This window comes from Thermosphaera sp. (genome assembly GCA_038827615.1).
GTDB lineage: Archaea > Thermoproteota > Thermoprotei_A > Sulfolobales > Desulfurococcaceae > Thermosphaera.
In genome coordinates this window covers 1,044,674-1,062,578 of the sequence record JAWBNK010000001.1, presented here as the reverse complement: position 1 = coordinate 1,062,578, position 17,905 = coordinate 1,044,674, and the positions used below count along the sequence as shown (strand labels likewise).

The following is a 17,905-nucleotide window of genomic DNA, read 5'->3' as shown; positions in this document are numbered from 1 at the left end:
GGATTTGGATATAGTCTCAATTATTGACTACATAGATGGGCTAGTGTGGGGTCTACCCGCGATTATTATCCTGGCTGGAACGGGATTGGCAATAGGAATACTGGGAGGATTCTACCAGATTCGGAAATTTGGAACGGCAGTGAAAACAATGCTGTATAAGGGGGCGGGTGGAAGAGGCGAAGTCAAACCCTTCGCCATCTGGGCCACTGTAATGGGTGCAACAGTCGGAGTAGGCAACATAGCGGGTGTCTCAACAGCCTTACACCTGGGCGGTGCTGGAGCTCTGTTCTGGATGTGGGTGTGCGCGATCCTGGGTATGGGCTTGAAGGGTGTGGAGGCAACTCTTGGTGTTTGGTCTAGAAGAGTTACGCCCGATGGAAGAATTGAGGGAGGCACACCTTATTATATCCGACTCGTACCTGTGATCGGCCCTGTTCTCGCAGTATTATTCGCCGTCTTCACCTTCATTGCGGCCTTTGGAATTGGAAACATGGTTCAAGCCAACAATGTTGCTCTTGGAGCAGAGTATGTGGGTAAATTATTCGGGTATGAAACTGAAGATCAAATATTCCAGCTGAGGCTGATAGTAGGAATATTGATAGTCATCTTCACAGCGTTGGTTGTCCTGGGCGGCCTGAAGAGAATAGCTGAAGTAGCTAACTACATGATCCCCTTTATGGCGGCTTGGTACATTATCTTCGGAGTAGGCGTCTGGATCAAGTTTGGCGGGAACTTCTTAACCGGTATCTCCGAGATCTTTAAATACGCGTTCACTCCTCAAGCAGCGGCAGGCGGATTATCTGGATGGGTTGTGTACTCTGCTATAAGGTATGGATTCGCAAGAGGATTGTTCTCAAACGAGGCTGGACTGGGAAGCGCTCCCAACGCTTACGCTTTCATGACTGTTGATCACCCTGGTAGAGTCGCTTTCTACGGGGTTTTCGAGGTATTCATGGACACTATCGTAATATGCTCTATTACAGGTATTGCCAACATTGTGGCGAGAACATACATTGACAGGCCAGACTTAAGCGGCGCGGCACTAGCCATGGAGACCTTCTATAGGGCTTACGGTAGTTATGCTCCCATAATCCTTGGAATAGCCCTCGCGCTCTTCGCCTATACTACGCTCCTAACGTGGGAGTGGTATGGAGAGATCAACTGGGTGTACTTCTGGGTTAGAACCCTAAGGCTTCCCGAGAAACCGTTGAGATATATATGGAGGATTCTGTGGATAATACCTATTATTCCAGCTGCTATTTACGGCGAGTACTTTGAGACCTTCTGGAACTTCTCCGATATGGCTAACGGGTTAATGGCTATTCCCAACTTGATAGCAGTTGCCTACTTCTCGCCATTGGCTTTAAAGTTGATCAAGGATTTCTACTCGAGACATAGGTATGAGACAGGCGAGGCTAAAAAGTAGTTTTCCAAGCATCCTCACTATTTTTTCTCCAACAATCCATCATAGGCGAGCTTATAAATCTCGGTTGACTCCAGTTTTCTCCTATCCCTAACATACTTTTTCGTTAAGTAACCCTTTGGAAGATTGTATTTGGCAGAGTACTCGTCGATGGGGATGCTGTAATCTCTCTGTACTTTGTCCCTATATATGTCATCGAATATGTTGAACGCGCAGAAAGGAATCAACCTGCCGTCTGGAGTAGAATAGTGAATGTTGCATCTTTGAACTCTTTGAATATCGTAGTTGTACAGGTCCATGAAGTGCATTTGCCCAATGAATAGTAGCTTGTAGTGTAATTCTCCTAGGGCCTCGTAGCTCCTCTTTACCACTATATTGAATAGTAGCTTGTAGAGGTCGAAGCCTTCCGGAGCCTTCTCCTGGTTTATGAACTTCCTTAGGCTGTAGAGGAGGCGTAGACCCGTTGTTATTCTGCTAGAGCCGGTTACAAGGTCTTCCCACTTATCTCTCAAGTAATCGAGCAATCCCTCGATATCTACGAAATCCGTTATCGGAGTGAATCGAATATTGTTCCCCCTTCTCTCCACGTACACGTAAGTCCCAACACCACATATTGGGTGGTTGCTCATTTCAAACTTGAATTCTCCGCTGAACCCTTCGATGAACCTAGAGAATAAGGCGCTCACGTTGACGGGGAACCAGGCGTTGGAATGTATCTCTCCATTGGTTTGCTCCTCCAATAGTTTCACGACTTCAGGAATAGTGATGCGGTATTTTTCTCTCTCATGCTTCTTCATGTAGCCTGTCAAGCTCACTGGCTGGAAGTTCACTGCGCGAACGATGTCCATGTTTCTTCCGGCGAACTTTACTATGGCGCCTAGTTCGTGAGTATTAACGCCTTTTATGACTGTTGGGACCAGGACAACGCTCGTTATCCCAGCCTTCCTGAATACTTCGAAAATATATGGGACCTCCCAGTGGTTCTTCCAGTTAACCGTGGGGGACACGCCGTCGAAGCTCAAGTATACGGTGTTTACGCCATTGCTTCTCAAGGTTCTAGCATACTCTATAGCCTTAGCAGGGTCCTCCATGTAGAGCCTGGCGAACTTTATTCCGTTCGTGTTAAGCTGAATATGCCTAACGCCTTCTTCTCGAAGTAGCTTCACAATATCGACTAAGTCTTCCCTGAGTAGCGGTTCGCCCCCTGTTAACTGTATGGCTACAGTCACGCCCTGCTTCTTAATGTTGCGAACCATTTCTCTAATCTGCTCGAGACTAGGCTCGTAAACGTAGCCTGCTGCTTCGGCGAAGAAGAAGCAGTACCAGCAGCTCAGGTCACACCTGTTTGTCACAACCATGTTGATCAGGGCTGTGTGGTTTTTGTGCATGGGGCACAGTCCACAGTTGAATGGACAGAGAGTTTTGACGGGAGTATATATGTGGCGTGTTCCACGCCCCTCTTCATACCAGCTTGTCACCTTCTTATAGAATGCGACGTCACCATAGTATAGCTCCTCGATCTCCCCGTGCTCAGGGCAGACGCGCCTTATGTAGACTTTGCCCTCCCTCTCGACAATTATGCTTGGCAACTCCCTGTAGCAGTATGGGCAGACGCTTAAGGTCACCGAGAGAACTTCTTCACCCTGTTTAAGCTTCGGCAGAGAGTAAGATATCTCGCCCGGCTTCTTCACTACTTGTTGGCTCAAATCACTCACCATTAAGTCTATAAACATGTTATAGTGAGGGGAAATTAAAAACATATTTCAGGGTCTGTAGCCGTTCCCATACATACGAGCAGGATGAGAGAAAGGAATCACTTAATGAAAGTGTTGACCCATGGGTAAGGCGATCATAATTGCAGGAGTCCCCGGGACCGGTAAGTCGACGATAGCTTCGAAGCTTGCAGAGGCCTTGAAAACAATCTCGATAGATTTGTCGAGGTTTGCAATAGAGAACAACCTTATTCTATCGTACGATGAATTCAGGAGGACATTCATAATAGATGAAGATCGCGTTTCGATGAAAGTCAGAGAGGTGGTCGAAGGCTCGTCCAATTATATAGTATTGGACACTCACTACCCGGAGATAATCGATCCGGGGATCGTGGAAAAGGTTGTTGTTTTAAGGCTCCACCCTCTTGAGCTCGAGAAGAGACTCTCCGAGCGAGGATGGAGTCGGGAGAAGATCAATGAAAACGTAATGGCGGAGATACTGGGGATAGTCTCCGTAAACGCTGTTGAAGCCTTCGGCGAGGATAAGGTATACGAGGTAGATGCTTCCGGAAAGAGTGTCGACGAGGTGTTGGCAACCGTTATGGAGATCGTAAACAACACGGGGAAAATCGAGCCAGGCCTGAGAGTCAACTGGTTGGAGGAGGTTCAGCCCGAGGTCCTTGACAGGTTTGAAAACTACGGGGGAGGGGTTGATGGCTTTTAAGCTAGCTTCCTGGAGCCAGCTTGAGAAGATGATATTGAAAGGCGACGTCGTATTAATGGTTTTAGACGCCAGGACCCCGGTTGAGACTTTCAGTAGAAAGCTAGAGGGAATTGTGAGCAGACATGGTAAAGAGTTGCTCATAGTCCTCAACAAATCCGACCTAGTGCCGAGGCAAGTAGCGGAGGAGTGGAAGGAGCATTTCGAGGAGCGGGGATATCACGCTGTCTATACTGCTGCGTCGAAGCATATGGGTACGCTGAGGCTTCGCAGAGCTATAAAGCATCTTTCAAAACAGCTCCCAACTACAGCGTTAGTTGCAGGATACCCGAAGGTCGGCAAGTCGACCATAATCAATGCTCTTAAGGGGCGGCACTCCGCTCCGACAAGCCCCTATCCCGGGACCCCGGGATACACCAAGACCTTCCAAGTATACAAGATAGACGACGATCTCTACATGATCGACACGCCCGGCGTTATTCCAGTTGAAGGCGGCGAGCTGGAAAGAGTGCTGAGGGGTTATTCCCCGGAGCAGCTAGGGGATCCCGTTAAGCCAGCTTTAAAGTTAATTGAAAAAGTAATTTCGCTTAACAAGGATGCTTTTAAACTAGCGTATGGTATTTCTTCACTAAACCCCCTTGAGATCCTCGAACAATATGCTGCGAAAAGGGGCTGGTTTTACAAGTCGACTAGGGAGCCATTGATCGAGGAGGCTGCTAGGGCCGTTATAAGGGATTACCATGACGGTAAGATCCCTTTTTATGAGAGACCCGGATAAGTAAGTAGTGGAGGAGGGCTTCCGATGCCCCTTACTGTTATAATAAGCGGTGAGAAGGAGCCTCGCAGTTTGAATGTGTCTAGAGCCAAAGTCAAGGAGATCTTAGGGATTCTTGGATTGAACTCTAACGAGCACGTTGTTTTAAGGAACAACGAGGTCTTGACCGATGAAGATGATGTTTTCGACGGGGATGTTTTAACGATCTTCACCGTCAAGTCCGGTGGTTGACTCATGGAGGCGGGGAGGTTGAGTCTAACCGACGAGGAGATCGAAAGATACAGTAGGCAGATCCCTATAATCGGCTTAGAGGGTCAGTTGAAGCTTAAGAGGGCGAGCGTGCTGGTAGCGGGCGCAGGAGGGCTTGGCTCTTCAATACTGTATTATCTCGTAGCAGGAGGGATAGGCAGGATAGTTGTCATCGATGAAGGAGTAGTAGAGCTCAGCAATCTTCAAAGGCAAATACTCTACACGGTGGATGACATCGGTAAGCCTAAGGTGCTGGTTGCTTCTCAAAGACTGAAAAAATTGAATCCAAATGTGGAGATAATCCCAGTTCATGCTAGAATCGACGAAAACGTGGCCGAGAAATATGTTAAGGAGGTAGATGTTGTCGTAGATGCATTAGACAACTGGGATACAAGGTTCATACTTGATAAGGCTTGCTGGAGGCATGGGAAACCATTTATTCACGGCGGGGTGGGAGAGTTTTACGGCCAGGTGACAACGCTTATTCCAGGCGTGACTCCGTGTTTAAGATGCTTGTTTCAAGGAATAGCCGGCAAGAACACAAAGCCAGTGATAGTTTTACCTCATATCCCTGGAATAGTGGGGTTACTGGAAGTTAATGAAGTATTTAAGATACTGCTCGGAGTAGGGGAACCAATGATTAATAAGATAGCATTATTCAATGGAAAAACAAACAACCTCGAAGTAGTTGAGTTAAAGAAGTTTGATTGCAAACTATGTAGTGAATAGTTGTAGCTGTTAACCGCCCATCTCAGGAGTTATAAGGGAGACTCTGTCCCCGTCTTTCAAGGGCGTGTTAAGGGAGATCGTTGGGACATCGTTGACGTAGGTTACGAATACGTACTGTCCATCCAGGAATTTAGTGAATATTCTTGAATTAACGGTCTCTCCTAGTTTTTTCAGCAGGTCGTACAGCGTGGCGTTATCTGGTAATTCCACGGTGAGAAGCGACCTTCCCGATATCTCGCTTGCCCTTCCCAGGAAGATCACTGTAATCTTCAAGGATGTCATCCTCAAGAATTAATATCATCAACCCCCTATATTTTCTTTCACCACGATGACTCGGTCGTCCGAGGATACTGTTGAATCTAGATCCTCGGCAAGACTATCGTTTACCAGTATTATTACATCATATCCTTCTATCTCTTCTCTCAAAAAATCAAGTAACTCTCTCAGCGAAACTCGGTCCTTTTCTGTACATTTTTCAATATTGTCTGGCAGTATTCTCGCGCATACCAATTATCCGGCGCCCCTAAAATCCATGTTACTTTCTGATAAGGGATATTGAATGAGCACTCTTATATGGCTCACGCGAGCATCGAGTTCCAGAGGAGGGCGATCAAGACTTGTATCAGCGTGGGAATAAGAGCGATTTTAAACCAATCACTCCACGACACGCTCATCTTCTCCTTGCTCAATAACCCTATTGCAACTATGTTTGCAGTTGAACCGATGGGAGTGAAGTTTCCGCCTAGGACTCCGCCGTAAAGCATGCTCCAGTAGACTTTTCTCGTGGAGAACACTGCCTCAACGGTTTTGGCTATGGGCGTTAATGCTACTATGACGCTTAAATTATCGAGAAAGCTACTTAAAACGGCTGAGAAGACTAGGATCACTTCTGCTAGAAAACCGGTATCGCCCTCAACGATGCCTCTCAGCTTGATGGTTGCGTATGCTAGCTTTGAGGCTATGCCAGTGTAGAGTAGAGAGAACCCGAGCATGAATAGGGATATGAAGAATAGTATTGAAGGCCACTCGACCCCCTTCATTATGGCTTGTTCAAGCTTTTGGGGACCGTATAGGAGTCCAGCGAGCATTATGAAGACGTAAGGTATAAACGATAGTAGGGAGTGTGGTTGCACTTGGTTACCCGAGAAACTCGTTATAAGCTCTGCTAGGAAATCCACCGTGGATATCATTAGCAGGAAAATCACGGTGAGGATTAATCCTATCTTGATTTTCACCAAATCCTCCTTTCGCGTGTTCGAGTAGTAAACCTCTACTCTTCTCTTCACTCTCTCAGGGTTCAACTCGAGCGCGAGCCCATTCAGGTACTTCTTGTTTAAGAAGTAGACGATGAAGTATGTAGTGAGGAGCAGTGCTAGGGAGAGTGGGAGAGCTCTCGCCAGGAAGTCTGAAACGGAGAGAGATGCCGTAAAAGAAATGTATATGCCAATGGGGTTTCCAACAGGTAAAGCCATGCTCCCAATATTAGTTGCTAATACCGATATAATTGCCAATGGCATTACTTCATGATGCGACATACGTTTTATTTCAAAAATCAAAAGCATAACGTAAACAATACTCGTAGCCTCATCGACGATCATAGCTAGAAACCAGGAGAAAAATAGAATAGTGAAAAGAAGCTTCTTCACTGAGCCGTGTGAAAACTCGAGTATTTTCACAGCAATGTATTCGAACACCCCCAGGGTTCTAAGTATGAATGCAAGCGTCATACTCCCTATCAAGAACATTATCAAGTTCCACTCAACCCCGCTAATCAGGCTCTGGGGTGGAACGGTTCCCAGGATCGTGATCAACGATATCCCTAGGAAGGCCCCGTAATACCTGTACTCCATGGATATCACGGTAAGGATTATCACTGTCAAGAACACGCCGAGCGATATTGTCTGCTTTACAAAGCTCGCCGGGTCATTGATATCCCCCGTGTTGCCTGTGGTCTCTCTCCAATAGTTAATTATTTCCAAGCCAAGCTGGTCTCCCGGGATCTTCAGAAAAAATGAGATCATAATTGAAGTAGTAAATGCCATTAGTAGGACGTAAAATATCTTTTTATTCTTCATTACTAGTCATCTCATCCTGGATTATTTGCTTAATCGATTAAGGAGGCCATTTGCGATCAAAGTAGATGTTCTTACCCGACGCCGATAACGGTATACCGTAGACTACGTCAGCCTTCAACAATCCGAGTTCTTGGGCAGCCACTCCTATCGTAAACATTATCCTGTTATCCACGTTCAAGATGCCCGCCACCTTAACAGCTGAGCCCAGGGCTATCCCCAAATTCACCAGTGAATTAACCGTGTCCGCGTCAAGCGGGTAATTGCTGGGCTGCTTCAACTGAAGACTTGATATCTTGCACCCTATCAAAACCACTGCTATACTGTTCCTTACGTTCTGTGCATCCCTTCTGAAGAACTCCCCGTACTCTGGGGCAAGCTCCTCCATTTTAGCGGCGAGCTTCTCGAGCTCCTCCTTGGAGTCTATTATGGATGCGACTATGTTGTCGACGCCCTTTGCCTTTGGAGCCGTCTTAGCGGCGGTTACCATGAGCTCGGCAACTGTTTTCACGGCATTTCTTAGGGCTTCTGCCTCGGTGATCACGGCGTTTCACCAGGATTGATAGTATCTTGGATTAGGTTTTATATGCTATTCGCTTTTGATTTTTATACAAAAATATGTGACTAGATCTGCGGCCTCCAGCGGGGAACCGCCCTTGTTGCATGTTTATTGGTCGGAGTTTAAAATTACGCATACTGCTCGGTAATGTGATAACTGTAACATGATCAAATAGGGTAGTTAATCGCTAATTAACTAAACCTGTGTCCAGTTAAACAGCGATTTACACGCGAAATAATCCTCTGGGATTATCGTTGAAAACGAAGTAGAACGGTGGTCCCCGATGTCTCGTGATACAAAAACGTTTTAACGCTGCATCACTGAGGGAACGAAGTATTGTGGAGTCAACTCACTTACACGTTTTCCGATAAAACCCTAGCAACCACTTTCCAACGCCATCTATTGATCATCTGGGCTGAGGAGCTAGCTCCCAGGAAGCCTCGGGTACTAGATCGCTCTTGATGGGTAATACGCCTAGATTTTCAACACTGGTGTTTTTTATTTTAAAAAATAAGAGCTCAAGATATGGTTTAAGATTGATTTAAAGAAGTCGAAGCCGATTCAAAGTGTTCAAAGCACGTGAATAATACTGTTGAACAGGGAGCCGGGCTACCCTAGGGGATATGGTATAGGTGTTGAGCCCGTGTTTCTTCAAGATCACTTTAAGGCGGTAATACCATCATAAAAAAGCAACAAAGCTAATCATTTTTCACTAGTAATTATGGCATGATTTACTAATTCTAAATATGCTCACTGACAATTCTAATGTTTTCAGCTCTTGGATTTCAAAGCTGTCACAATCTCTATTAAAGGAGGCATGTTTTTGCTTCTAACTATTCTCACTAGAACAGCGTCGATGAAAAATGTCATATCGCTCTCGGGCTCGGGCAACACTGCTCGGCCGTCGATTAATAGTCGATCGGGTGTGGTAGTGTAGGATTCAAAGAATGCCCCGAAAACATCAACCCTCGCATTATTCTTCTTATACTCCACTTTCAACATCAAACTCCTTCCACCATGGAAAATAAATCTCGAAGCAAATACGCTCATGTTTTCCAGATATATTCTTCACATAACATTCTTAAATACATCACAATTCCCTAACTCCTGGAGCAGTCTTCTCAACCATTTTAAGCAATTCCGAATACCAATTGGGTAGCACCGGGTTCTGAACAATCCTCCCAGCAGTATAGGGCTTAATATCCAATACTGGGGTTCCATTGAATACATCCAATCCTCTTACCTCTAGGAACCTCCCTAAAACCCTTTTCAACTCAACAATGGAAATGCCGATGGGATTGGGGCGAACCGGTGAGTCAGTGGCAAAGACTCCTATCAATGGGAGGTTCTCCGGGGGGATTCCGTATTTGACGAGCCTACGCGGCTTTACCAGTAATACTTTCCTATCCTGCTCGCTGACCTTGTGTAAGTAGGTCACTAGAATCAAGTGTGAGACCCCTTCCAGCCCCTTCAGGGCCTGTTCATACTCCTGGTAAACCTCGACTACTCCGTCAACACCGTTGACGCTCTCCCTCACTTCTTCATCGCTTGCATCAACGTGGACGACTCCTATTGGCGTGAGCTCTATTTTAGCAAACCCCAATGTGAAACACACCACTCTAATTATTTAACGAGCGTGACTAATAACACAGAGTGTGGAGGAGTATCCATGAGTACAGTAACCGTGCTCGGGCTTGGTAGAGTAGGGTTTAGAACCCTTAAACTTCTCCTCGAACTTCTACCTCAACACAACTTCAACGCAGTAGACGCCAACCCAGAGGCTAAAGCCCTGGTCGAAAAACTGGAGCGAGTATCCTTCTACACGTACTCGCAAGAGGTGCTGGGAAGGCTCTTGAAAACCACCGATTTGTTTGTAACTGCACTCCCTTCTTCCAGAGCGTTCAACATTTTGAGGACTATAAGCGAGGGATGTGTAGACGTAGTGGATGTGTCGTTCACGCGGGAGGACCCGTACCTTCTCGAGCCAATAGTCGAGAAGTGTGGGACAGTCTTTGTGCCTGATGCAGGCTTTGCCCCGGGCTATAGCAACTTGGTAGCAGGATATTCCGCCCAGATCCTGAAGGGACTCGAGAAAATCGATATAATGGTCGGAGGCATACCGGAGAAGCCAGTTCCCCCCTTAGGCTACGTAGTCACGTGGAATCCGCTGGACTTGATTGAAGAATACTTGAGACCAGCTAGAATAGTGCGAGATGGAGAACTCGTTGCAGTTGACCCGTTGTCCGAAATCGTCACGGTGGAGATTGAAGGAGTGGGAAGACTGGAGGGATTCGTATCTGATGGGCTTAGAACGTTGATCAGGAACGTTAAAGCCTCGAGCATGAGGGAGATAACCCTGAGGTGGCCTGGACACATATCCTCGATGAAGCTGTTGAGGGAATTGGGTTTAATGAGCCATGAAACCGTGAAGGTGGATGATTGCGAAGTACAGCCCGTTAAACTGTTGTCGAAACTATTCGAACTTAAATTGAAGGGAGAAGTGAGGGATATCGCTATACTTCACGTCGAGGCTTTCAACAGCTCCGGCAAAAAATATGTGGAGACGGCGATTCTCCATGGGACTCTAGAGGACCCGGCGACTCCCTACTTCACAGCTTTAGTCCACGCTTACTCGGCCTTCCTGGTCTCTAAGGGGAAGGTGAAGTCGGGCGTACAACCCTTGGAGAACCTATGGGAGTTCAAGAACGAGTTCACGAAATACTTGGAGGATAAGCGAGTCTTAGTGAAGATTGCCGTGAAGCAATAGGGGATTTCATGATCTTGTTCGAAGAAAACATCCTCCTCAGAAGCCTTGTTTTCGGGTTGATCCCAGCTCTGGGCACTACTTTAGGAGGCGTAGTCGGCGCCATAATGCCTCGTTCACGCGACTCATACCTTGATCTCGGAATGGGTTTTGCTGCGGGGCTAATGCTCGTAGCTTCTTTCACTAGCTTACTTCTCCCCTCGATTGAGTTATCCAACGTATTCTTATCCACTGCAGGTTTCACCGCTGGAGTCTTATTAATGTATGGTGTCGACAAGATCACGCCGCACGAGCACCTCGAGGAGCGGTTTGAAGGCCCCTTGAGGCTGAAGGGAAGAGTGAAAGCGCTGTACTTGACGGTCCTAGCCATCCTCATCCACAATATCCCCGAGGGAATGGCTGTAGGAGCGGGCTCAGCCCTTCCCTTCGAGAAGGGTTTGGCTTTGTCGATCGCTATAGCTCTTCAAGACGTTCCAGAGGGCTTCGCGGTATCTTACCCTTTGATAAGCTTAACGAGGAACAAGTTTAAGGCAGTCTTCATATCAGCCCTCTCAGGCCTCAGCGAAACAGTCGCCAGCGTCCTCACCGGGCTGATTATCGAATCAAGCATGGGATTAATTCCCTTCCTCCTAGCATTAGCAGCAGGGGGGATGATTTACGTTGTGAGCGATGAGGTAATACCCGAGACTCACAAGTACGGCCACGAAGAATATGCTACTCTCGGCTTCATCCTCGGATTCATTACTATGCTACTCCTCGACAGTCTGGTTTGAAACCTACTCAACCGTAACCGTCTTAGCAAGGTTACGGGGTTTATCCGGGTCCAATCCCTTTTCAACAGCGGTATGGTAAGCTAGTAACTGTAGCGGTATCGTGTGAGTAATGGGGGTAACAATCCAGTGAGGCGAGATCACTGGTATGAATACATCAACCAGGTCAACAGCCCTCGAGTCCGATGGTCCAACGCCAACAGTGAATGCTCCTCGAGCCCGCATCTCTTCGATATTCCCAAGCAGGAGCGTATCCAACACTGGATCGCTCGGTATTATGAAAACGACCGGAAACCCTTCTTCAACTAAAGCTATAGGACCGTGCTTGGACTCCCCAGCAGGATACGACTCGGCGTGAATGTAAGCTATCTCCTTTATCTTTAAAGCTCCCTCCCTCGCCACTGGGACACCGATACCTCTGCTCAAGTAGTAGATGCTCCGGGCATCCGAGATTTCGGTTGCCAGCTTTTTAACGTAGTCGCCTGCCGCCTGTAAATTCTTCTCGGCAAGCTCTCCAACGTTCTCTATGAAAGACATAATCTCATTTCTCTCAGCCTTATCCAGTCTGCCCGAGGAAGCGCCGAGCTCTAGGGTAATATACGATAATAGAGCGGTTTGAGTGGTGAAAGTCTTCGTAGCAGCAACACCTATCTCTGGGCCTGCTCTAGTATACAAGGTTACATCGCTCTCCCGCGGGATAGCAGAGTCAACGACATTGCTCACGGCAATGATCTTAACACCTCTTTCCCTAAATGCCCTCAACGCTTTCAGCGAATCCATCGTCTCACCGCTTTGGCTTACGACGATTAGTGCGTCGCCCTCTCCTGAAGCGGTCAAGTAGGTCTCATACTCGCTTGAAATGAAACTGAACACTGGCTTCCCGACGATCCTTGTGGTAGCAATAGAGAAGTATTCTACGGCGTGAAAGCTTGTGCCAGCCCCCGTAGCATAGATTCTCTCAGCATTCAAGACGAGTTTCAACGCTTCCTGGACCGCGGGGTCTTTGACTATGCCGCTAATAGTCTCTCTCAACGCTCTCGGCTGCTCGTAAATTTCTTTCAACATGAAGTGAGGATATCCTCCTTTCACGGCATCTTGAACGCTCCACTCGACATTCCTAACATATCTCTCAGGAACCACCGGCTCCTCTTCCATTAGGTCCTCTATATAAATCATTGTGGGAGTGATGAAGCCAATCCAATGATCCCTTAACACGATAACCCTTCGAGTGTGCTCTAGGATAGCCGGGATATCGCTAGCTAAGAGGTTAAACCCGTTTCCAACCCCGATCACCAAGGGGCTGTCCTTCTTCGCAAAGAAAATTCTATCAGGTTCATACTTGGAAATCATTAAGATAGCATAAGTTCCCTTTAACTTCTTAACAACCCTCTTGAAGGATTCGTAAACGCTGCGAGTTTCCTCATAATATTCTTCTATGAGATGGGGCACGACTTCAGTGTCTGTGTCGCTTGCGAATATGTGCCCTATCTCACGGAGAAACCTCTTCAGCTCTAAATAGTTCTCTAAAACCCCATTGTGCACTACCGCGAAGGAATTCTTGCAATCTACCTGGGGGTGGGCGTTAACATCGTTTGGCACACCATGCGTGGCCCACCTGGTGTGTCCAATACCCAGGCAACCAGTCAACTCCTTAAAGTTTAACCGAGAGTCTAGCTCCGAAAGTTTTCCTTTACCTTTTCTAACTATTAACTCGCCCCCTAGAACAGCCATTCCGGCTGAGTCATAACCCCTGTACTCGAGCTTGAGTAGACCGTTGAAAAGGAGTTCACCGATCTTGAAACCCATGCACGCTGGCCCTGCGAAGCATGCCCCGATAATCCCGCACAAACTAATCCACCAATCCCTAAGTGTTAAATCATTATGGGGATTACTTATAAAATGAGCCTAAGAAATTTATCTCTTTGGAGATGAGAACACCGTGGATGTATTGGTCTTGAAGATTACGGGAAAAGCCTTCGACAATGGCCCGGAGTTGCTTGGAAAATACGTCTCGGTTTTGCGCACTCTTTCCGAGAAGTATAGAGTTGTCGTAGTAACCGGCGGGGGCAGGATGGCTAGAAACTATATTGAAATGGCTAGGAGAATAGGCGTGTCATCGAATTACTGGCTAGATATGATAGGGATAAGTGTTTCAAGGATTAATGCACTCTTTTTGATAGCATCACTGGAGGGGAAAGCGTATCCGAAGCCCATTGAGTCTCCCATAGAATTATTATCGGCAATTACATCTCACAAGATCCTCGTTGGAGGCGGTTTAATCCCGGGGCAGTCAACGGCTTCTGTCGCCGTCGAGCTGGCCGAAGCCCTCGGCGTTAAAAAGATCTACTACTTCTCGGCGACAGACTATGTCTATGATAAAGACCCTGCTAAGTACCCGGATGCCAAGCCTTTTAAGGAGATCGCGGGTAGCCGTTTAAAGGAGATATTAATGCAAAAACAGCTTCCAGGCGAATACGCGTTGATAGACGAGAAAGCCTTGGATCTGGCGTTGAGAAGCGGAATAGAGATACGCTTAATCTTCTTCAAGCATCCTGATAAAATATTCGAGTCGCTAGAAGGACTTAACCCAGGTACTAGAATCATCCCGGAGTAGTCTCTATCTTATGCTTAACCCTATAGAGCCAGTATTTGAGGATTCTTGCTTCGTAAACAGATGGTCTCGCCCTATGGATTATTCTCCTCCAGGCGAGACCGATTTTACGGGCTTTATCGCTACTGGGAATGATCCTCGAGGAAACCGTGTTGAAGATGTTTTCAAGGGCTTCAAGATCTTCTCGCGACGCCGTCGGCGGGATGTTGGAGGCATGTTTCTTTCGCGCCTTCCAAATCTCCCATAGAAATATCGCTACTGCTTGGCTAACGTTCAATACAGGGTACTCGGGATTTGCTGGTATAGATACGAGGAAATCGGTTTTCTCCAGTTCCTCCCTAGTCAGACCAGTGCTCTCTCTGCCGAAGACTAATGCGATCTTCTCGATCCTTGGCGCGATTTGGTTGACGAAAGACTCGATTTCCATCGCCTGCCTTAACACGTCGCCAGCCCTGTATCCTTTCGCGCTTGTAGCTATAGAGGCGTCCACGTTCTTCAACGCTTCCTCCAGAGTATCAACTATCTTAGCCTTCTCGAGGAAATCCCTTCCTTTCGCAGCATACAGTAGGGCTTCCTCAAGGGAGGCCTCAGGTTTGACGAGATATAATTCATCGACTCCGAAATTTTTGCAAGTCCTCGAGATTACTCCTAAATTATATGCTCCCTCTATCCCCACCAATACTACCCTAATCACCTAGACCTCCCCTTTCTCTGAATAAACCACCTTTATCTCTTCATAAAAGAATTTCGAACCCCAAGTCCTGAGTGGTTGAAACCCGTGGCTTATCAAAGCCTCGTAGACGATATCTTCATTGGAGAGCGTGGAGTACACTAGTACTAGTACTCCGCCTTGCTTCAAAACCCTGGAGGCTTCTTGAACGAAGTAGACGATGGTTTCATAGCCTCTCTCACCACCCTCTGTAGCTATGTCTATTCTGCTTGAATCGTTCACAGGAAGGTAGGGAGGGTTAGTAACGACCATATCCGCTTTATTGTCGATGACGCCTTCTATGCTTGTGATCACAATTCCCCTTCCTGATTGATTATTTGCTTCAATAGTTTTCAGGGTTGAGATCAGTGCATCATCCATTACGTCAACGAAGACTACGCGTTTACAATATTTTTTCAAGATTGAATAACTCCCAAGTATCCCTGTTCCCGACCCGAGATCTATGCAGAACTCCCTGCTAGGCTTGATTTCATCAAGAACCTTCATAACCAGCCACGAGTCCTCACTGGGTTTGTAAACATCACCGTATATTGCGATCCTTAATTCTCCTACGCGATATTCTTTCACAATTCCGCCGATAATCTCTCAAACACCTCGGGCTCTAACTCGAACACTCTTTTACCATTGGGAATAATTTTCTCCAGCACCTCGGGTTTTATTTTCAAACGTGTTTCCGCCACCTTGCGGGCGTTCCTCCTCCTTTGGCTAAACATTACCCTGGTCACATTCTCAACCTTTTGAATATTCTCGTCGTAATTCCTCTTACGTTTAAGAACAACTATGCTGGAAGCAACTTTGGGCTCAGGGTAGAATGATCTCGAGGAGTAAACTCCTTTCAAATCTATGTCGAAAAGCAGTTGAATTATAATGCTTAGTCTTCCATATGATTCGCTACCCGGTGGTGCTACTAATCTATCACCGACCTCTTTCTGAAGAGTCAGTACCGCCTTGTTTACTCCATTATCCCTTGCTATCAAGATTAAAACGTCCGACGTAATATGGTATGGTAGGTTTGAGACAACCTGAGGCCTATTTAGACCCGTAGTGAGAATGTCGCCTCTTGCTAGTATGAATCGAGGGTCCCCAATGTTCTTCGACACTATCTTTGCCATTCTCTCATCGAACTCGATGCAAACCAAGGTCTTCACCTTCTGGAGAAGGAAAAAAGTTAATGTCCCAATACCGCATCCTATCTCAACTGTGTCTTCGAAACTTACTGAGTCAACCATGTTTTTTATCAGGAAGGGATTGATCACGAAGTTTTGGCTAAGCTTTTTGGAAGGTTTCACCCCGTTTTCCTTCAGAACCCTAATGGTCCACCTCAAGAGGGATGACTTGGTGAGTTCAGGCAGACTTATATGATTTCACCGTAGAGCCTCTCTAGATACCTCAGATATATGGAATCCCTCTCGGTCGGCCTCAGGAACAAATAATACTTTTCTCCCCCCATGAACTCCTTCAACAATCTTTCAACCAGAACTTTGACAGGGTCTATTCCAACCCTCCGCCTTATATCATCAAAGTTTTCGAACCTCCTTACCGCTCTCTCATCGAGTATAAACCTCATAGTCTTCTTACCGATATTAGGGAGGAGTTCTAGGGTGTGAAGCCTAATGTTCACTGGGTCAGCTATGTTGAAGAACTCGGTGAAAAACTTTTCATTCTCGATTATTATCATTTTCAAGGCTTCGCTGAGATTAGCTTTAGCCATACTAGTTAGGTCATCGTAGGAGATTTGAACAATCTTCTTAACCTTACTGGGATAGCCAAGCTCGATCTTCTCCAATATGTCGATCCTCACGGCTGGTAGAGGAATACCCTCGAGTAGAGTAAAATACTTCGTGCCTACACCCTGTATAAGAGGCTGGTTCCTGTGTTCAAAATGTCGGTCTGAAGGGTTCCCAAGCTCCATGTAGTCGAGAACGATGAGGGCATTCTCCCAGGAGTGTTCATGCCGTCTAGAGCTGTCTGGCTTGAAGGAGTGCAAATAGATCACCATAGAATGAATCCGGGTCTAAACGGGTTACTCCTGTCTAGGGTTTTCAACGCAGTAATTTCCTAAGTAGTTCACGATTTCCTCGGCAACCTGGGTTTCAACGGTTTTCTCCTCGAGCTCGAGAAGCGGTCTTAACTCGTCGAGACTCTTGGGGCATATATTAATGATCATGATGATTGACTCTTCCCTGAGCCCTTTCGACTTCAAAAACTCTTTTACCTCGCCCACTTTCTCATACGGGATCTTTGAAAACCGCTTCAAATACTCATATGTGCGGGTAAGTAGCAATGGAATGGAAGCTCCTTGAACCTGCAGCCTCTCTATAACTTTCTTCAACTCGTGCAGGGCTTCGGGATTGGTTAACGGGGTTTCCTCCAAGAGGGGTATTTCAGTCAAATAATCACACCACCTAGAGTCTATATATGAGTGTAGGAGTTTAAATGGATTTGAGCTGGGGATTTGAGGCAAGCCTCAAGTGCTCGGGTCTAACGAATAAAACCTTCTCCTTATCGCCGGCTTTAACTTTGACTATGTAGGCCTTTCCCCTCTTGCCTACTACTACGCCTGTCCTCCCGTGATACCTTCTATGAGGCATGCCCGAGTGTATAGATGGATTTATCTTGATGTGAACTACATCACCCTCCTTATACTCCACCAGCATTAAGCTCAACGGAGGTATGCTACCTCTTTCTCTAATGTTTTTCTTCAACAACCTCCTAGTCCTGTGGCGTAAACCTCTTGGAGCTCTGACCATGCACTATCTCCTCTATTGGCTCTTAATACTGAATTGAAAA

The 17,905-nt window shown here is 46.6% G+C and carries 22 protein-coding genes; 8 read left to right on the top strand and 14 right to left on the bottom strand.

Going from position 1 to position 17,905, the window contains the following annotated elements:
• Nucleotides 1-4: 4 nt before the first annotated feature.
• Entirely contained in the window at nt 5-1,426 is a 1,422-nt protein-coding gene (locus QXH45_05815) for an amino acid carrier protein (protein ID MEM2078764.1), read from the top strand.
• 17 nt (nt 1,427-1,443) lie between these two features.
• Here QXH45_05815 and QXH45_05810 read toward each other — a convergent pair whose 3' ends face one another.
• Complete coding sequence (locus QXH45_05810) at nt 1,444-3,156, bottom strand: radical SAM protein (GenBank protein MEM2078763.1); 1,713 nt, start codon at nt 3,154-3,156, stop codon at nt 1,444-1,446.
• A gap of 103 nt (nt 3,157-3,259) precedes the next feature.
• Between QXH45_05810 and QXH45_05805 the strand changes: the two genes are divergently transcribed.
• Genes QXH45_05805 through QXH45_05790 form a run of 4 tightly spaced genes read left to right on the top strand, consistent with a single transcriptional unit; the run spans nt 3,260 to nt 5,609 of the window.
• On the top strand, nt 3,260-3,859 hold the full coding sequence (locus tag QXH45_05805; protein ID MEM2078762.1) for an adenylate kinase family protein: 600 nt from the start codon (nt 3,260-3,262) through the stop codon (nt 3,857-3,859).
• On the top strand, nt 3,849-4,634 hold the full coding sequence (locus QXH45_05800; GenBank protein MEM2078761.1) for a GTPase: 786 nt from the start codon (nt 3,849-3,851) through the stop codon (nt 4,632-4,634). The genes QXH45_05805 and QXH45_05800 overlap by 11 nt, the downstream gene beginning before the upstream one ends.
• A 24-nt stretch (nt 4,635-4,658) precedes the next feature.
• Nucleotides 4,659-4,862: a MoaD/ThiS family protein gene (locus QXH45_05795; GenBank protein ID MEM2078760.1), complete on the top strand. Its 204-nt coding sequence runs from the start codon at nt 4,659-4,661 to the stop codon at nt 4,860-4,862.
• Nucleotides 4,863-4,865: 3 nt separating this feature from the next.
• Nucleotides 4,866-5,609: a HesA/MoeB/ThiF family protein gene (locus QXH45_05790; GenBank protein MEM2078759.1), complete on the top strand. Its 744-nt coding sequence runs from the start codon at nt 4,866-4,868 to the stop codon at nt 5,607-5,609.
• Between the two features lie 9 nt (nt 5,610-5,618).
• Here QXH45_05790 and QXH45_05785 read toward each other — a convergent pair whose 3' ends face one another.
• The 6 genes from QXH45_05785 to tsaA form a co-directional block, all read right to left on the bottom strand.
• Nucleotides 5,619-5,891, bottom strand: a complete 273-nt coding sequence (locus QXH45_05785; GenBank protein MEM2078758.1) for a MoaD/ThiS family protein — start codon at nt 5,889-5,891, stop codon at nt 5,619-5,621.
• Nucleotides 5,892-5,909: 18 nt separating this feature from the next.
• Entirely contained in the window at nt 5,910-6,119 is a 210-nt protein-coding gene (locus QXH45_05780) for a hypothetical protein (GenBank protein ID MEM2078757.1), read from the bottom strand.
• A 68-nt stretch (nt 6,120-6,187) separates the two neighbouring features.
• A complete protein-coding gene (locus QXH45_05775) occupies nt 6,188-7,684 on the bottom strand; it encodes an SLC13 family permease (GenBank protein MEM2078756.1) in 1,497 nt (498 codons plus the stop codon).
• A gap of 37 nt (nt 7,685-7,721) precedes the next feature.
• Complete coding sequence (locus tag QXH45_05770; GenBank protein MEM2078755.1) at nt 7,722-8,225, bottom strand: DUF2148 domain-containing protein; 504 nt, start codon at nt 8,223-8,225, stop codon at nt 7,722-7,724.
• Nucleotides 8,226-9,011: 786 nt separating this feature from the next.
• Nucleotides 9,012-9,245 (bottom strand): hypothetical protein, encoded by a 234-nt coding sequence (locus QXH45_05765; protein ID MEM2078754.1) that lies wholly within the window; start codon nt 9,243-9,245, stop codon nt 9,012-9,014.
• An 85-nt stretch (nt 9,246-9,330) separates the two neighbouring features.
• On the bottom strand, nt 9,331-9,843 hold the full coding sequence (tsaA, locus tag QXH45_05760) for a tRNA (N6-threonylcarbamoyladenosine(37)-N6)-methyltransferase TrmO (GenBank protein ID MEM2078753.1): 513 nt from the start codon (nt 9,841-9,843) through the stop codon (nt 9,331-9,333).
• 66 nt (nt 9,844-9,909) lie between these two features.
• On the opposite strand from tsaA, the gene QXH45_05755 reads away from it, so the two are divergent.
• Nucleotides 9,910-11,007: a saccharopine dehydrogenase C-terminal domain-containing protein gene (locus QXH45_05755; protein ID MEM2078752.1), complete on the top strand. Its 1,098-nt coding sequence runs from the start codon at nt 9,910-9,912 to the stop codon at nt 11,005-11,007.
• An 8-nt stretch (nt 11,008-11,015) separates the two neighbouring features.
• Complete coding sequence (locus QXH45_05750) at nt 11,016-11,777, top strand: ZIP family metal transporter (GenBank protein ID MEM2078751.1); 762 nt, start codon at nt 11,016-11,018, stop codon at nt 11,775-11,777.
• A gap of 3 nt (nt 11,778-11,780) precedes the next feature.
• Here QXH45_05750 and glmS read toward each other — a convergent pair whose 3' ends face one another.
• Nucleotides 11,781-13,622, bottom strand: coding sequence for a glutamine--fructose-6-phosphate transaminase (isomerizing) (gene glmS / locus QXH45_05745; protein ID MEM2078750.1), 1,842 nt, complete (start codon nt 13,620-13,622; stop codon nt 11,781-11,783).
• A 91-nt stretch (nt 13,623-13,713) separates the two neighbouring features.
• On the opposite strand from glmS, the gene pyrH reads away from it, so the two are divergent.
• Entirely contained in the window at nt 13,714-14,388 is a 675-nt protein-coding gene (pyrH, locus tag QXH45_05740) for a UMP kinase (GenBank protein ID MEM2078749.1), read from the top strand.
• Here the strand turns inward: pyrH and QXH45_05735 are convergent.
• From QXH45_05735 to QXH45_05710, 6 genes are all read right to left on the bottom strand, one after another.
• Nucleotides 14,375-15,079, bottom strand: a complete 705-nt coding sequence (locus QXH45_05735) for an RNA methyltransferase (GenBank protein MEM2078748.1) — start codon at nt 15,077-15,079, stop codon at nt 14,375-14,377. The two genes, pyrH and QXH45_05735, sit on opposite strands and share 14 nt — an antisense overlap.
• Nucleotides 15,080-15,682 (bottom strand): methyltransferase, encoded by a 603-nt coding sequence (locus QXH45_05730; protein ID MEM2078747.1) that lies wholly within the window; start codon nt 15,680-15,682, stop codon nt 15,080-15,082.
• The gene (rsmA, locus tag QXH45_05725; GenBank protein MEM2078746.1) at nt 15,679-16,404 is read right to left on the bottom strand and encodes a 16S rRNA (adenine(1518)-N(6)/adenine(1519)-N(6))-dimethyltransferase RsmA; all 726 of its coding nucleotides are present in this window, start codon (nt 16,402-16,404) and stop codon (nt 15,679-15,681) included. Before rsmA ends, QXH45_05730 begins: the two co-directional genes overlap by 4 nt.
• A gap of 65 nt (nt 16,405-16,469) precedes the next feature.
• Complete coding sequence (locus QXH45_05720; GenBank protein ID MEM2078745.1) at nt 16,470-17,102, bottom strand: DUF655 domain-containing protein; 633 nt, start codon at nt 17,100-17,102, stop codon at nt 16,470-16,472.
• Nucleotides 17,103-17,138: 36 nt separating this feature from the next.
• Entirely contained in the window at nt 17,139-17,507 is a 369-nt protein-coding gene (locus tag QXH45_05715; protein ID MEM2078744.1) for an RNA polymerase Rpb4, read from the bottom strand.
• 40 nt (nt 17,508-17,547) lie between these two features.
• Entirely contained in the window at nt 17,548-17,865 is a 318-nt protein-coding gene (locus tag QXH45_05710) for a 50S ribosomal protein L21e (GenBank protein MEM2078743.1), read from the bottom strand.
• Between the last annotated feature and the right edge of the window lie 40 nt (nt 17,866-17,905).

Excerpts from the sequence above, each read along its gene's own strand:
- QXH45_05805 (MEM2078762.1), top strand. The coding sequence starts at position 3,260 with ATGGGTAAGGCGATCATAATTGCAGGAGTCCCCGGGACCGGTAAGTCG.
- QXH45_05800 (MEM2078761.1), top strand. The coding sequence starts at position 3,849 with ATGGCTTTTAAGCTAGCTTCCTGGAGCCAGCTTGAGAAGATGATATTG.
- QXH45_05755 (MEM2078752.1), top strand. The coding sequence starts at position 9,910 with ATGAGTACAGTAACCGTGCTCGGGCTTGGTAGAGTAGGGTTTAGAACC.
- QXH45_05785 (MEM2078758.1), bottom strand. The coding sequence starts at position 5,891 with ATGACATCCTTGAAGATTACAGTGATCTTCCTGGGAAGGGCAAGCGAG.
- QXH45_05810 (MEM2078763.1), bottom strand. The coding sequence starts at position 3,156 with ATGTTTATAGACTTAATGGTGAGTGATTTGAGCCAACAAGTAGTGAAG.
- QXH45_05795 (MEM2078760.1), top strand. The coding sequence starts at position 4,659 with ATGCCCCTTACTGTTATAATAAGCGGTGAGAAGGAGCCTCGCAGTTTG.
- QXH45_05790 (MEM2078759.1), top strand. The coding sequence starts at position 4,866 with ATGGAGGCGGGGAGGTTGAGTCTAACCGACGAGGAGATCGAAAGATAC.
- QXH45_05750 (MEM2078751.1), top strand. The coding sequence starts at position 11,016 with ATGATCTTGTTCGAAGAAAACATCCTCCTCAGAAGCCTTGTTTTCGGG.
- QXH45_05775 (MEM2078756.1), bottom strand. The coding sequence starts at position 7,684 with ATGAAGAATAAAAAGATATTTTACGTCCTACTAATGGCATTTACTACT.
- QXH45_05710 (MEM2078743.1), bottom strand. The coding sequence starts at position 17,865 with ATGGTCAGAGCTCCAAGAGGTTTACGCCACAGGACTAGGAGGTTGTTG.